The sequence below is a fragment of the Paenibacillus hebaui genome (assembly GCF_051934385.1).
Lineage (GTDB): Bacteria > Bacillota > Bacilli > Paenibacillales > Paenibacillaceae > Paenibacillus.
On record NZ_CP196836.1, the window covers coordinates 6,544,653 to 6,560,396 of the forward strand.

The 15,744-nt window shown below is 47.7% G+C and carries 14 protein-coding genes; all 14 read right to left on the reverse strand.

What is annotated here, in order from left to right:
• Nucleotides 1–117: 117 nt before the first annotated feature.
• The 14 genes from ACR32F_RS29460 to atpG all read right to left on the reverse strand — a co-directional run bounded on the left by ACR32F_RS29460 (nt 118) and on the right by atpG (nt 15,634).
• Nucleotides 118–1,839, reverse strand: coding sequence for a phospho-sugar mutase (locus ACR32F_RS29460; protein WP_440113541.1), 1,722 nt, complete (start codon nt 1,837–1,839; stop codon nt 118–120).
• 58 nt (nt 1,840–1,897) lie between these two features.
• On the reverse strand, nt 1,898–2,329 hold the full coding sequence (gene fabZ / locus ACR32F_RS29465) for a 3-hydroxyacyl-ACP dehydratase FabZ (protein ID WP_440113544.1): 432 nt from the start codon (nt 2,327–2,329) through the stop codon (nt 1,898–1,900).
• Nucleotides 2,330–2,815: 486 nt separating this feature from the next.
• Nucleotides 2,816–3,040, reverse strand: coding sequence for a DNA-directed RNA polymerase subunit beta (locus ACR32F_RS29470; protein WP_440113546.1), 225 nt, complete (start codon nt 3,038–3,040; stop codon nt 2,816–2,818).
• 12 nt (nt 3,041–3,052) lie between these two features.
• Nucleotides 3,053–3,892 carry a flagellar hook-basal body protein gene (locus ACR32F_RS29475; protein ID WP_440113549.1) on the reverse strand — a complete coding sequence of 280 codons (840 nt, stop codon included), beginning with the start codon at nt 3,890–3,892 and terminating at the stop codon, nt 3,053–3,055.
• Between the two features lie 420 nt (nt 3,893–4,312).
• Complete coding sequence (locus ACR32F_RS29480) at nt 4,313–5,197, reverse strand: flagellar hook-basal body protein (protein ID WP_440113552.1); 885 nt, start codon at nt 5,195–5,197, stop codon at nt 4,313–4,315.
• 103 nt (nt 5,198–5,300) lie between these two features.
• Nucleotides 5,301–6,299 (reverse strand): rod shape-determining protein, encoded by a 999-nt coding sequence (locus tag ACR32F_RS29485; RefSeq protein ID WP_440113555.1) that lies wholly within the window; start codon nt 6,297–6,299, stop codon nt 5,301–5,303.
• A gap of 218 nt (nt 6,300–6,517) precedes the next feature.
• Complete coding sequence (gene spoIIID, locus ACR32F_RS29490) at nt 6,518–6,805, reverse strand: sporulation transcriptional regulator SpoIIID (protein ID WP_017691945.1); 288 nt, start codon at nt 6,803–6,805, stop codon at nt 6,518–6,520.
• A 172-nt stretch (nt 6,806–6,977) separates the two neighbouring features.
• On the reverse strand, nt 6,978–7,715 hold the full coding sequence (locus ACR32F_RS29495; RefSeq protein ID WP_440113558.1) for a peptidoglycan DD-metalloendopeptidase family protein: 738 nt from the start codon (nt 7,713–7,715) through the stop codon (nt 6,978–6,980).
• Between the two features lie 460 nt (nt 7,716–8,175).
• The gene (gene spoIID / locus ACR32F_RS29500) at nt 8,176–9,516 is read right to left on the reverse strand and encodes a stage II sporulation protein D (protein ID WP_440113561.1); all 1,341 of its coding nucleotides are present in this window, start codon (nt 9,514–9,516) and stop codon (nt 8,176–8,178) included.
• Nucleotides 9,517–10,051: 535 nt separating this feature from the next.
• Nucleotides 10,052–11,398 (reverse strand): UDP-N-acetylglucosamine 1-carboxyvinyltransferase, encoded by a 1,347-nt coding sequence (gene murA, locus ACR32F_RS29505; RefSeq protein ID WP_440120052.1) that lies wholly within the window; start codon nt 11,396–11,398, stop codon nt 10,052–10,054.
• A gap of 531 nt (nt 11,399–11,929) precedes the next feature.
• On the reverse strand, nt 11,930–12,187 hold the full coding sequence (locus tag ACR32F_RS29510) for a DUF1146 family protein (RefSeq protein ID WP_440113564.1): 258 nt from the start codon (nt 12,185–12,187) through the stop codon (nt 11,930–11,932).
• A gap of 607 nt (nt 12,188–12,794) precedes the next feature.
• Nucleotides 12,795–13,199 carry a F0F1 ATP synthase subunit epsilon gene (locus ACR32F_RS29515; protein ID WP_440113567.1) on the reverse strand — a complete coding sequence of 135 codons (405 nt, stop codon included), beginning with the start codon at nt 13,197–13,199 and terminating at the stop codon, nt 12,795–12,797.
• 64 nt (nt 13,200–13,263) lie between these two features.
• A complete protein-coding gene (gene atpD / locus ACR32F_RS29520) occupies nt 13,264–14,667 on the reverse strand; it encodes a F0F1 ATP synthase subunit beta (protein ID WP_440113570.1) in 1,404 nt (467 codons plus the stop codon).
• A gap of 94 nt (nt 14,668–14,761) precedes the next feature.
• Nucleotides 14,762–15,634, reverse strand: coding sequence for an ATP synthase F1 subunit gamma (atpG, locus tag ACR32F_RS29525; protein ID WP_440113572.1), 873 nt, complete (start codon nt 15,632–15,634; stop codon nt 14,762–14,764).
• Between the last annotated feature and the right edge of the window lie 110 nt (nt 15,635–15,744).

Sequence of the window (15,744 nt, forward strand, 5' to 3'; positions counted from 1 at the left end):
CAAGCCTTCTTATATGCTTGATCCATCCATACTTTTACCTAAAAGAAAAGCCCCTCCGCCAACCAACCTTACGGTGCGGAGAGGCCTTCTCATGTTCTTGCTCCTGTTGCATTCGTATTATTGCGCGTCTACACGCGACATTACTGTGTTAGCCAGACGTTCGATGCGGTTCTCTGCATCTTCCAGGTTCTCACCGCGCACTGCAAAATAGATTTTGATCTTCGGCTCTGTTCCCGAAGGACGTAGGCAGAACCAAGAACCATCTGCCAAAATGAATTTGAGGACGTTCGCTTTAGGCAAACCATCCAGGCCAAGAGAGTAATCCAGCACATCTTGAACAGCAATGCCGGCTACTTCCTGAGGTGGATTGGAACGCCAATCCGTCATTTTCGCTTGAATCTGAGCTACACCGTCTTTGCCTTTCAGCGTACGAGACTCCAGCTTCTCCAGGAAATATCCAAATTGTCTGTACAGTTCTTGAAGAACATCGTAAAGGGTTTTACCTTGGTTTTTATAATAAGCAGCAGCTTCAGCAATCAGCATTGCAGCGAGGACAGCATCTTTGTCACGTGCATAGCTTCCAGCCAGATAACCATAGCTCTCTTCGTATCCAAACAAGAACGTATGGCTGCCGGTTGCTTCGAACTGATTCATTTTCTCACCGATATATTTGAAGCCTGTCAAGGTGTTCATCACTTCTGCACCGTAATGCTCGGCAATAACAGCGCCTAGTTCACTCGTTACAATCGTTTTGACAACTGCACTGTTGCTTGGCAGCTTACCCGTCTCTTGCAGACGGCTCAGTACGTAATGCACCATAATGGCACCAGACTGGTTACCAGACAAGACGAAATATTTGCCATCGTTGTCTTTCACGACCGCACCCATACGGTCTGCATCCGGATCTGTACCGATTAGAATATCAGCACCCACGGATTCACCCAGCTTCATCGCAAGCGTGAACGCTTCGCGCTCCTCCGGGTTAGGGGATTTCACTGTAGAGAATTCAGCATCAGGCTGCTCTTGCTCGGCCACAATGTGTACCTGCTCGAAACCGATCTTTTCCAATACACGACGTACAGGAACATTGCCTGTTCCGTGCAACGGTGTGAAGACGATTTTGAAATCACGGCCCACACCAGATTGGATCAACTCACGACTCAGGCTCAGACTAGCCACGGTATCAATAAATGCCTGATCTTCCTCCTCGCCAAGCCATACGAGCAATCCTTGTGCTTCTGCTTCCTCTTGCGTCAGCTTTTTCACATCCGCGAGGGAAGGCACTTCCTGAATGTATTGGATGACTTGCTCTGCCTCATGCGGTACCAATTGACCGCCTTCGTGGTTGTACACTTTGTATCCATTATATTCGGGAGGGTTGTGGCTCGCCGTCACCACAATACCGCCGGTTGCTTGTAGATGACGCACACTGAAAGACAACTGAGGCGTTGAACGCAGGGATGTGAACAGCTTGGCTACAATACCGTTTCCGGCAAGAACCAACGCAGCATCCAACGTAAATTCAGGTGAGAAATGACGGGAATCATGAGCAATAACGACGGAAGGTTTGCCTTCTTTGTCCCCATGCTGCTCGAGCAGATAACGCGCAAATCCTTGAGTTGCCCGACCCACGGTGTAACGGTTCATACGATTGCTTCCGGCACCAATTATGCCGCGTAATCCACCCGTACCAAACTCCAGATTTCTGTAGAAACGATCCTCCAACTCTTTCGGCTGATCCTGCAAATCACGAAGCTCCTGTTTCGTCGCTTCATCAATCGAAGCATCCTCCAACCATTGCTGTAACGTCTGTGCTGCTGCTGCGCTTAACTGTTCCATTCCTGCAAACCCCTTCCTTCTATATAAAATTCAATTGCCAGCTGAACTACATATTTAATCAGCTTGGATCAGACAATGCGAACATGATCTCGCCTTCAGCAACCACTTTGTCGCCCACTCTGGCTGTAGCTTTGCCTTTACCAATTGGACCTTTCAGACGAGTAATCTCCACTTCCAGCATTAACGTATCTCCAGGCACAACCTGTCCACGGAATCGGAAGTTGTCCAGTCCCGCCAAAAAGCCGATTTTACCTTTGTTACCTTCCAAATTAAGAATAGCTACTGCACCAACCTGTGCCAGTGCCTCTGTAATCAACACGCCCGGCATTACCGGATATTCTGGAAAATGTCCAATAAAGAAAGGTTCGTTGATGGTTACATTTTTCAAACCTACGGCACGTTTGCCATCCTCGATCTCTACAATCTTGTCCACCAGCAGAAACGGGGGACGATGCGGAATGATCGCTTGAATCTGTTTGCTATCGAGCACAATGTAATCTCCTCTCGGGGTGTTTATATGAGAATTCTCCATCATAAAGTTCTCATGTGCGTACAGGTGACCGTTACGGTTACGGATCGTTCTTTCGATCGCTGTTGTTTCCTAATGTTTCTGAACTATTTTTCAGATGGATAACATTCGGAAACAAAGGCGAGCGCTTCGCTTCTTTCGAACGATTCCGTCCCCTCCACTGACTTTAGTGCGGACATGGAAAACCTGATTATGATCAAGTCGAACCTCATATAAATAGGTTTTAATTTAATTTTTGTATAGAAAGCATTTTTTCGGTTAACACTAGAAATATCCTTCATGACTACAGTAGTGAAGGTTAAGATAAGGGGTCTCTCTTCGCGATGACGATTGTCTTTCGCAGGGGAGGCCTTTTTTGGTCGTCAAACGTCATCCATCATTATACTGTTTTCAACACCAAAAAGAAAACTCCTGCCTGCGCAGGAGTTTTCGCTTTATATCGTTAATCTACGGTGCGAATACCAGATCATACACATGTTCCCATGTACTCCATTGCAATACGGAACCGATATCCTGTTTGCCCAGTACCACATAGCCAGCTACCATTCCGCCAGCGAGGGCAAGAACAAGCAGGGCTGGAACCAGAAACCATCTTGCGATGCGCCATCCACTCTTTTTCTTCTTGACTTCCTTCTTCTCCGGCTTGCTGTTCTGCTGCTGTGTATCTGTCATCACATTCACCTTTTATGCTCTCATATTGTTGGCAAGGCCCGACATGGAATCACTGGATGTCAGCGCGCGCGCCGCCAGTTGATATGTCCGCTGTCCTTGCATCAGCAAAGCCATTTCCTGTGTCAAATCCACGTTGGATTGCTCCAGGTAACCTGCGCGGATCATGGCTGTCGCTTTACGTGTAGCTGCATTGGCGCCAAATACATCATCCTCAGTCAAATCGGCATCCAGACCAAACAGGTTATCCGCATACTGCACAAGTCCTTCTGGGCGTTCTATGTCTACGAGTTGGAGTTGGCCTCCAATCCTTGCATTAGCCTCATTGCCGCGACGGATAAGCAGATTGCCGTTTTCATCAAAAGCAACTTTGCTGTTATTCGGTGCAGTAATGCGATTACCTTGACGATCCAGAGCAAAGTGACCCTCACCATTAACCATCACCATCATATCTGGTGCATTCGGGTTAGGTTTCGGTCTGGTATCAGGTACAAAATGGAATGCACCTTGACGTGTCCACATTTTCTGACCATTCGCTTCAACCGCAAACATGGCATTTCCCTCAATGGCCAGATCGGTAGGAACACCTGTCTCATTCATGCTGCCTTGAGACATATCCTTCGTCACATCAGCCAAACGAGCACCGAAACCGAGGTTATATCCCATCGGAGTGGAACGTCCATCCAGCTTGTACTTGTCGTGTTGCTGCTGCACCCGGGTGAGTACATCTTCGAAAGCAGCTTGCTTACTCTTATAGCCTGCCGTATTTACGTTGGCAATATTATCGGAAATGACATCCAGACGTTGCTGTATTCCGGTCATGGAGACCATTGCACTAATCATGGAATTATTCATACGGTGGTTTACCCTCCCCTGTTTCCTTTCCACCCTCCCAAACCCTCCCTAGTAGGGAGGGCCCCAGATGGCGTTGCCCTCTGGACTCCCGAAACAGGCGGATTAGGTAAGTGGGGTACGATCTTGCTAAGTGACGGTGGTGTGTGTGCGCCGCGACTGCCCAGCTAGGATTCCCGCCATAGTTCCACATGGCTGAATCCTAGCTGGGCACGCTCTTTATGCGGCGGGTAGCTCCGCGTGGTCTCTCCCTGCTTTGCTTCGCAAAGGGCTGTCGAGACCCTCGCTACGCTCAAGGTACTGCCACGCAATCCTCGCATAGGCTCGGCTGCGTTTAGGCTCTTGCGCTTCGCGTGAGCCTCTCTGCTTTGCTACGCAAAGGACGTTTGGCTCTCCGCTGCGCGGTTATATTAAACGTCGGCGTTATACACGCCCGACTTCATTAACGGCTTTATCCAGACTGCGGTCGTAGAATTGCACGACCTTCTGGTTCGCTTCATACGCACGGAATGCGGCATTCATATCCACAGTCGCCTGTGAAGCATCCACATTGGACCCTTCCAGATAACCCTGACGGATCTGCACATTATCTCCGGCAGCCATCATTCTGGCTGTTGCTCCACCCTGATCGTTCAGGCTGAAATTCCCATCACCCTGACGTACCAGCTGGTTAGGTTGATCGATTACACTAATTCCCATTGTAACGCCTGTCGGAACACCGGTCGCCGCATTTACGAGGCGACCTTGCTCATCCACTTTAAATTGGTCCACCGAACCTGTCAACACAACAGGTTGACCATTATTATCCAACACTTGAGAGCCCGTTGAACTTAACAGCTGTCCAGTTCCTGTAACCTCGAAGTGACCATCGCGTGTATATCCGGTATTACCTTCTGCATCCTGGACTGTAAAATACGCCTGAGGCTGGTAAGTTACTGTGCCATCTGCCCGTACAAATTTGCCTGAACCGTCAAACGCGACAGGTTGTCCGGTCTGTGGATCATTGACGCTCATATTGGATGAAATGGAAAAATCATTCTTTTGTCCAGTCTCCATAATAGTCCCCTGCAAATTCATGGACAAACTTTCTTCTGCGAACACACCCGTGTTCAGCTTGCCCAGCCGCTTTGTTGGAAGATTGGCATCTCCACCTACCAAAGTAATGAGCATTTCAGGGAAAGAACGGCTAACGCTGTTCACCTGTTTATATCCCGTTGTGTTCATATTCACGATATTTTGAGTTGCTGTATCATGGCGGCGTTGTTGCGTAATCATTCCCGCAGTAGCGGTGTACAGACCTCTTAACATGTATTAACCCCTCTCCTCAAGCGCTTATCCTGCAAAGCAGGATGGCTGCTTGTCCGTTCTGCTTCCCGAGCGTGGGCGAACCTTTGCTTTTTATATCGGCAGATTAGAACTTTTTCTTAACCACTTGATCCAAATTATTCAACATAATGCCTGTCCCCTTTACGACACAATGCATCGGATCCTCTGCAACCCATACCGGTACATGTAGTTCATTGGACAACAGTTCGTCCAGTCCGTTCAGCAACGCGCCTCCACCTGTCAACACGACACCTCGGTCAATAATGTCTGCCGACAATTCTGGTGGTGTCCGCTCCAATACCGACTTGGCTGCAACGATAATGGATTGCACGGAATCCCATAATGCTTCTTGCACTTCATTTCCCGACACCGTTACGGTAACAGGCAGACCGGATACCATATCCCGACCTCGAATGTCCATCTCCGTTTGATGTCCACCCGGATGTACGGAACCAATGGCAATCTTGAGATCCTCGGCTGTACGTTCACCGATCATGAGCTTATATTTAGCTCTGATATACTTTATAATTGCTTCGTCGAACTTGTCCCCTGCAACTTTAATAGAAGAGGCGGTGACTACGTCGCCCATAGACAGGACTGCAACGTTAGTCGTTCCGCCGCCGATATCCACGACCATATTGCCGCTCGGCTGAAAAATATCCATTCCCGCACCGATCGCTGCCGCTTTCGGCTCTTCTTCCAGAAACACTTCTTTGGCACCGCTGCGCTCCGCAGCCTCACGGATGGCCTTCTGCTCCACGGAAGTAATGTTGGTTGGTGCACAGATCAGAATACGCGGGTGGCTGTACCAGCTTCTTGCCCCCACACGATTAATGAAATGTCTGAGCATCGCTTCCGTAATCTCGAAGTCCGCGATAACGCCGTCACGCAGCGGTCTAATGGCAACAATGTTACCTGGAGTACGCCCCACCATACGACGCGCTTCTTCCCCAACAGCAAGGATCCGCTTCGTATCTCTTTCAATGGTCACGACGGAAGGTTCATCGAGGACAACCCCACTTCCTTTCACGTGAATAAGCACGTTCGCCGTGCCAAGATCAATACCGATATCCTTGCTAAACATAAAAGAGCCCCCAAAGTGATATTATTTGGTCAGCGTATCCTGTGAAAAAGAGTCCCTTATCACGTCACCGCTTGTTCGACAAAGTGCAACATATATATGTAAAAATCGGGCTGATAAGATGTCATAATTCGATCCTGTACCAGCTTTTAACATATCATACTTCAGGGGAGGGATTCAATGCATGTGTGAGCTTTTTGGCCTACGTCTTTCCAAAGGGCTTACAATTTCGCGGAAGCCAACACCTCGCGTTTTTTGCCACTTGTTTTTTTATATTTGATTTTGGTCGCTTCACCGCCCCGCAAATGGCGGATCGACTTGTGGTACTCCAGAATGTGTTTCACCTGGTCAGCAAGATCAGGGTTAATTTCCGGCAGACGCTCCGTCAGATCCTTATGCACAGTGCTCTTTGACACGCCGAATTCCTTGGCAATGGTACGGACCGTATTCCTCGTCTCAACAATGCAGCGACCAATTTTGATGGTCCGTTCCTTGATGTAATCGTGCACGCTCCCGCCTCCCTACTGTGTGGATAGTTTGGTACATTATATGAGGAGCATGCTTATATATTCGCGGTTTAGAGGTGTGACAAGCTTCTAAGGTCCCATTATTTTCTGAAAAGCACAAAAAGAGCAGAGGAGAATTCCCTCTGCCCATCATTGTTGCTGCGTTAAAAATCAATTATTTTTCCGGAAGATATCCTTGCGGGTTAACCGGTTGTCCGTCTTCGTACACTTCAAAGTGAAGGTGGTTGCCCAGCGTTTTTTCCAATTCGTTGACGCCGGCCGATGCAATCGCATCTCCTTGTTTCACTTCATCATCCTGTTTCACTTTGACGTCAGCCAAGCTTTGATATACCGTCTTGAGGTTATCACTGTGTGTGATTTCCACAACTTGACCTGTCAGCGGGTTCTGCTCCACCCGTGTAACTTTACCCCCGAGTGCTGCTTTGACTTCGAACGATTTATTATCGCCGCGTGCCAGGTCCACACCCGTGTTCGGAATGAATGTGTCATTGTACTGTACCATCGCTGCTTCATGTTCCTCGGTCGAAGCCTCGTTGTCATAGAATGGCTTCACTACTGAAATTTCGGACGGTACCGCTACCGGCCATACAAAATTCTCCGACTTCGCAACAACTTCCACACTTTCCTGCTCTCCGCCTACTGCTGTTTCTTCTGTACCCGCTGCACCCGTTTCTACTACCCCACTAGCAGGGTCCGAGTTAAGCGTTTTGTCGCCTGTGCCCTGATAGACCCACACTAAGGTTAGTATAATGCCTGCTGCTGCGATGTAGGCTGCCGGGAAGACCCAACGTTTGGACATTGCTCTTCTCCATGAAGAGGGCTGGCTGGCCGTTACTCCTTGAGTTGTTTTAGGAGTTTCTTCTTGGACTGTTTTTTTATTTTGTTCATTCATCTTGATCACCTCAGTAACAAGTGTTACCGGGTGCAACTCTTTTATACACGCGCGACTCTAATTATTTTCACGGAGGTTTCAGAGAGTGCTATATAAGTTGAGAGATGTGCAGTTAGTATGTGCTCCGCTCCGGGGTCAGAAAACCTTTCGACCGGCTGTTATCCCCGGATTTCCTGATTATATTCTCCCAAGGGAGAAATCCGGTGATAAAGGCGGACACTTCGTTTCTACAGGTCTTTTCTGTCCCCTGCGCTCCTCGTACGATCGCACTCTCCGCATATATAGCCAAGTCTTGAAAGCTTCGGAATGGGTGGTTGGTAGAGAAGCCTGGATTAGCTGTAATGGCCAATCCTTCTATGAAGTGAGTTAATTGGCTGAAAGCAATATCATACAGGCGGTAATTGAACAAAACCGATTCAAGGGGCTCCAGGCTCGTTAAAGTAAGATGTAATCATGTCTCCTATTTCGAGGCCAGCATCTTGGATGCCTGTCCGAACGAGATGCCGGTATAGTAGTGTTTGAGAATCTGAGTTGCGGTGTGACCCTCCTGCGCCATGCCATTGGCTCCCCACTGGCTCATACCCACACCATGCCCGTATCCATACGTTGTAATCTCAACCTGATCTCTTACGGTCTTCCAACTAAACTGGCTGGATCTTAGTCCAAGCAGCTTACGTACCTCGGGGCCACTGAACATTTCACCTGCAATCTGCACTTCCTTAATCCGATGCCCCTTCGTTGTGGACAGTACTTCCATCCACGAGCCTCCATTCTGGGTGGTAACAGGAACGGAGTCCACATTCAGCTTCTGAAAGATCTCACTGCGTTTCATTGTGATTGTTTGCTTGAAACCTGGGGCCAGGCTTTTATCCCACGGGCTGTCTACACTTTTCAAATAAGGTACAGGGTTCCCCCATACATCTTCGGCATTTTCCGTGTAGCCATTACTGGTGGAGAAAAAAGAAGCCGTGATTGCTTTGCCCTGATATGTCATTATAGCATCCCGGCTTTCCCGAACAGCCTGCTGCAGCTTCTCCCATTCTTTCGCCTTTCCCAGACGTGTCCAATCGTCTTTCACCTGATCTGGTGGTATAAACACTTGATGGCTAACCGTATCCGTCACATCCGCTGCACCTGAAGGTACACCGCTTGTATCATTGGCAGCTAATCTCCTCACGATAAATGTACGGGCTGCTATCGCCTGTGCCTTCAATGCTTCCAATCTGAATTCAGCCGGCATCTCGGCAGCAACCACTCCCACAACATACTCTTCAAGCGGCAGATTCATTGTAGTACCCGTTGCAGACAAGTATACTCGTACATTCGGTTCAGGGTAAGTAACTGGCACAGCCGGAGAAGGCGCTAGGGCCGTTACACTGCCTGTACCCGAGGGAACAGGTATGGGTTTCACCGGATCACTCGTCCGCGGCCATACCAGAATAGCCGGAATGAACAACGCCAGCGCCAACATTGCCGATACAGCAGCTGCGGGCTGCCATCGAGTGGCGTTCCGTCCCCATCTTCGGCCTCGGCCAAACGTACGCATACGGCGACGTTTGACACGGCGAAACTGGTCCAATTCAATGACAGGTACATGCATACGCGCGGTAGCTTCAAGATGCGGCTCATCTGTTGGAACAGGTCCTTTGGGGCGGGACATTGTAGGCTGGGATGGAACCGTTCTGATGTTCATTGGGGCATGCTTGTCTTTGTCCACACCGGAACCGGCAATCTCCTCCGGCTCCTTCTTGAGTGGGCGCGGGACAAGGGGCACCTTAACCTGCACACGAGCTTCTTTCATATTTGATATAACCTCCGTTGTCCATGGGCCGATCCATTGCCGGTCCTTTTGTTCAAATCCATAGTTTAAAGTATGAGCTGTATGGATCTGATAGAACCTCATTTGAGAGAAACGAAGGCACCCACATGCGTTCTTTTCCGTTTCACCTTTGCTCCGTGGAGTTGAACAAATGTTGATCTAACGCTATATCTGAGTGGATATGGTTTACTCTACTCCTCCAATTCTATGCTCTTTCATTTCGTCAGAATGTATACAGTGTACGATGTTATGCTATACACATTAGGACCAGCTATTAATAGAATCAGGTGCTGATTTATCTAGTAATCAGACCAGGGAGAAGGGCTACAATGGTCGTATATAACCTTCAAAGGCAATACAGCTTCAGAGTGATTTATTGAAAAAAACAAAAAAAAAGCCAAGCCAGATGGCTTAGCTTTAAATATTCGTTACATTACAGTATGCGCTCTCTGATCCACACTCCACACAGCCTTGTGTTTCGTGCTACAGATCACAGCATTCACCGATATATCCGGTATTAAGCCCAGGTTGGTTGTACCTTGAACATCGGTACTTCTTCCTCGACTTTTTCCCTAGGTGCTTTGACTGCTTCCAGCTTAGGCTCTTCTACCGAAATACGATAAATATCGGCTCCAAGTCCGTTAAGCTTCTCAGCGAGATGTACGTAGCCACGGTCGATGTGATGAACACCGCCTACTTCCGTTGTACCTTCAGCAACCAGTCCTGCAATAATGAGTGCGGCACCCGCACGCAAATCAGTAGCTGTTACTTTGGCACCCTTCAGTTTGGCATTCCCCGTGATGATGGACGAACGTCCTTCAACTTTGATCTCCGCATTCATCAATTGGAATTCATCCACATGCATGAAGCGATTTTCAAAAACAGTCTCTGTCACAACACTGGTTCCCTCAGAGGCAAGCAAAAGCGCCATCATCTGGGATTGCATATCGGTAGGGAATCCTGGGTATGGTAATGTTTTTACATCTACAGCCTTGAGAGGACGGTCTGCGATCACTCGCACGCCATTCTCGTCAGGATGGATGGTTACACCCATCTCTTCCAGCTTTGCAATAACAGAGCCCAAATGGCCTGAAATTGCACCTTCGATATAAACATCACCACCGGAAATTGCAGCAGCAGCCATATAGGTACCTGCTTCAACCCGATCCGGAATAACCGTGTGTTTAACTCCTGTCAGCTTCTCCACACCTTCGATGCGAATGACGCCTGTTCCAGCACCACGAACTTTGGCGCCCATTCCATTCAGGAAATTGGCAAGATCCACGATTTCTGGCTCTTTAGCTGCGTTCTCCAGAACAGTTACACCTTCGGCCAGTGTAGCAGCCATCATAATATTTTGAGTGGCACCTACGGAAGCCACATCCAGATAAATTTTCGCGCCACGCAACCTTCCTTGGATGCGAGCTTCGACATAGCCTTGGCCCAAGCTGATCTCGGCACCCATGGCTTCAAAACCTTTCAAATGCTGATCAATAGGTCGTGTACCGATGGCACATCCACCAGGAAGTGAAATTCTCGTATGACCCATACGCGTCAACAATGGCCCCATGACCAGAAAAGACGCCCGCATTTTACTTACCCATTCATACGGGGCTTCACAAGAAGTAAGCTTCTCCGCATTTACGGTAATCACTTCGTCCCGGTATGTAACTCCCGCTCCCAGCGATTCCAACACCTTGTTAATCGTCATCACATCGTCTAGAGGAGGTGCGTCAATAATAACGCTTTGTCCTTCTTCCCCTAAGAGAGAGGCAGCGATGATCGGAAGAACAGAATTCTTAGCGCCGCTAACTTTGACACTTCCGGTCAATCTTTTGCCACCGCGGACGATAAATTTGCTCATCATGGTTCCCTCCGCGCTTTTATTCCCTTTTCTTCATTCCGGAATACGTGAGCCCCCCTGTGATAGAAAGGACTGTTACTGTGTGTGGAATTTCGACATAACCTGGCAAATACCGCCCTTGATGTCTATTCAGAAAAGAATTGGTTTATAATCCATATCAATGATACACGTACTGTACAGAATGACTCATGACTTGTAAATGTAAGATGTTTACAGGTCATCTAAGCATCAAAACAGACAGACTGGGATGATTAGTAGCCGGATTCAACCGGATATCCCGTTTACAGCCACAAATCAAGTGAAAAATTGTGAATTCCCTAACTTCCATCATACCATTGATGAATTGTACGATACAAGCTATTTTTACATAAAACATCTCAAATTCATCCAACTTCATGTCACACTTTTTTCTTAATTCCTTCACCGACAACTCATACTCTAATTGTTAACACAATCAATCGATGTTATTCGACAATGAACTGCATGAACAGCATGAAGAACCTAACAGATGATTAACCAACCATCTCAATATTAAAACAAATTGCGCAACATTTGTGTCCATGACAAATAGTCAATCACAAAGCCCGCAACAGCATGCCCAAGAATGATGGCCAGCAATAAATGTAACAGTCTTCCCTGAGCACCTCGTGGCTGCCTGATCATTAAATCCAGCTTGAGATTTTGCAGGGCCCACCATGACAACGCTATACATAAAAGCGAAACGATAATTGAAACGATACCATTCGTACTCATTGTCTGGTTCAACTGATTTGTTAAATCAGTACCCATATATTCATTACCTCCACATTTGTTGCAGCGATCAGCATAATTATGCCTGGCACCCATAACTTGTTAGAACACCGGAATGTCTGAAGCACAACACACTACACCTACTGTCGGAGTTGCTCCCACTAAGACGGAACCTCCTGATGCCCAATCTTCGAGCAGCAACGAACTGGGTGTTAATGAGTATGGAATTCATCAACGAAGCTTCCTGCATCTGCTGACTCTAAGGAATATAGGCTCTTTCATCATACATTGTCAATTACATTGATTTCCACTTCGTAAATATTTTAAATTCAAATTGCCGGGATTTTGTTACTAAAACGACATAAAAGATCGTAATTTCGATATCGATCTTGTCATTTCCTCGGAAATAATTTAGATTTTCGTCGTTAAAAATAGTTCTTCCAGTGGTAATTATCGCCACTACTATAGTCCTACATCCTATTCAACTCCGCCTAAACGGTGAATATAATTAACATCAATACATCATATTAAGTTCAATGTATTAATTGAAGTTGATGACAAATCTATATCATGTACTTGGAAAATAAATGACTTCATTGAACTCAAAAAAACCCGACAGACTAAGCCGCCGGGCTTCCAAGATTGTTTATTTGCCGTACACATTGATCCGGTTAACCGCTTTTTGCAGAGCAATCTCTGCCCGGCGGTGATCAAAGTGGTCCTGATTGCTTTGGCTGCCGAGCCGGCGTTCTGCCCGCTCTTTCGCTGCACGCGCACGATCCACATCAATGCTTTCCGGGAATTCGGCACTCTCTGCAAGCACAACAACCTTATCTTTACGGACTTCGATAAACCCGCCACCAATGGCAACCCGTTTATTCTCTTTTCCGTTTTTGATATAGATTGGTGCGATCTGTAGAGGTGTAACCATAGGGATATGACCTGGCAGAATGCCCAGTTCTCCTTCAATACCACGAGCCGTGATACTATCCACTTGTTCTGAAAATACCAGACGCTCGGGTGTTACGATTTCCAACAAAAAGGTGCTCAATTCCATCCCTCCTGGAAACTATCCGAAGGATAGCTCGCTTCATAAGGACAATCCTGATTCAGGATTATACCAGTGTTTTAGCTTTCTCCACTGCCTCTTCAATTGTACCTACGAAGAGGAAGGCTGCTTCTGGAAGGTCATCATACTTACCTTCGAGAATTTCTTTAAAGCTGCGCACTGTTTCTTTAACCGGAACGTATTTACCCGGAATACCGTTAAATGCTTCAGCAACGTGGAATGGCTGGGACAAGAAACGCTGGATCTTACGAGCACGGTATACGAGCGCTCTGTCTTCCTCACTAAGCTCGTCCATACCCAGGATCGCAATGATATCCTGCAATTCATTGTAACGCGCCAAAATACGTTTAACGCCTTGAGCTACGTTGTAGTGTTCTTCACCTACAACTTCAGGGGACAAGATCCGGGAGCTGGATGCCAGCGGATCTACCGCAGGGTAGATACCCATCTCGGAAATTTTACGCTCCAGGTTCGTCGTTGCATCCAAGTGGGCAAACGTCGTTGCAGGAGCCGGATCTGTATAGTCATCCGCAGGCACATAGATCGCCTGGATGGATGTTACGGAGCCTTTTTTGGTCGAAGTGATACGTTCTTGCAGTTGACCCATTTCTGTTGCCAGTGTAGGTTGGTAACCTACCGCGGAAGGCATACGTCCGAGCAAGGCAGATACTTCTGAACCCGCTTGGGTGAAACGGAAGATGTTATCGATAAAGAGCAACACGTCACGGCCTTCTTCATCACGGAAGTATTCCGCCATCGTCAGACCTGTGAGGGCTACACGAAGACGTGCGCCTGGAGGCTCGTTCATTTGTCCGAAGACCATTGCTGTTTTGTTGATAACGCCGGAATCACTCATCTCATGATACAAGTCGTTACCTTCACGTGTACGCTCACCAACACCTGCAAATACGGAGATACCGCCGTGCTCTTGCGCAATGTTGTTGATCAGTTCCTGAATCGTTACGGTTTTACCTACACCGGCACCACCGAAGAGACCGATTTTACCACCTTTGGCATAAGGAGCCAGCAAGTCGATAACTTTGATCCCTGTCTCCAGCATTTCTGCCTGGGTAGTCAGTTCATCAAATGCAGGAGCCGAGCGGTGAATCGGGTTTTTCCGTTCAGTCGCTACGTTACCGCCAGTATCAATCGCTTCGCCGAGTACGTTAAATACACGACCCAGTGTAGCTTCACCAACGGGTACAGAGATTGGAGCTCCTGTATCTACTACTTCCATACCACGAACGAGTCCGTCCGTGGAGGACATCGCGATACAACGTACACGGTTGTCACCCAGATGTTTCGAAGCTTCGAGTGTAAGATTCACACTTACGCCGCTTTCGCTTACTGTAGTGATCGTAATGGCATTGAGGATTTCCGGCAGGCCGCCGCGATCAAACTCGACGTCAACAACCGGACCCATGATGCTCACAACGCGTCCTTTGTTCATCTTAACGTTCCCCTCCTACAAGCCTGCTACTTTTACAAAAATAAAGTACCGTTCGCTTATCTTTGCACTGCAAGCCTTTATTAATAAAAAACGATTAGCCTTGTGCTGCGTTGGCACCTGCCACAATTTCCGTAATCTCCTGCGTTATCGCCGCTTGACGGGCCCGGTTGTAAGTCAATGACAAGTCGTTAATGAGTTTGGATGCATTTTTGGTTGCATTACCCATCGCCGTCATTTTCGCACCCAGCTCACTAGCCTTACCGTTCAGAAGTGCACCATAGATCAACGTCTCCGCGTAACGCGGGAGCAGAACCTCCAGTACAGCTTCAGCAGACGGCTCGTATTCGTAGCTTGCCGTTGGTCCTTCCGCAGCAGTTACCTCAGGTGTTTCCATCGGGAGAAGACGTTCTACCGTAGGAATCTGGGTCAACGCATTTACAAAGCGGTTATAACAAATGTACAATTCATCAAATTCAGCCAGTTCAAATCCATGAACAGCCTCGTGTGCGATCGATTTGATATCTGCAAATGAAGGAGAATCGGATAGATCCGTTGTTGTGGAAGCCATCGCAATTTCACGTCGTCTGAAATAATCGCGTCCTTTTCGTCCAATGACGAACAATTGGTAGTCATCCTGAGAGCTATGGCGCTCTTTAAGCGTCTGATTCACTTGACGCAAAACGTTCGCATTGTAACCACCCGCAAGACCACGGTCCGATGTAATGATCAGATAAGCTGTCTTTTTGACCGGACGGCTCTCCAGCATCGGATGTTGGATTCCTTGCGTGCTTGATGCGATACTAGCCACAACTTCTTTCAGTTTCTCCGAATAAGGACGGGCCGCTTCCGCTTTTTCCTGCGCTTTACGCAGTTTTGCAGCAGCAACCATCTCCATTGCTTTGGTGATCTGCTTCGTGCTTTGTACGCTTTTAATTTGCCGCTTTATTTCGCGCATGCCTTTTGCCATGATTTCACCACCTTCAAGTTTTGACATAGTCAAAACTACTTCGTAAGCATAATCCTACTTTGACAGAGTCAAAGTTACTTCGTAAGCACAACCAGTTTTGACATAGTCAA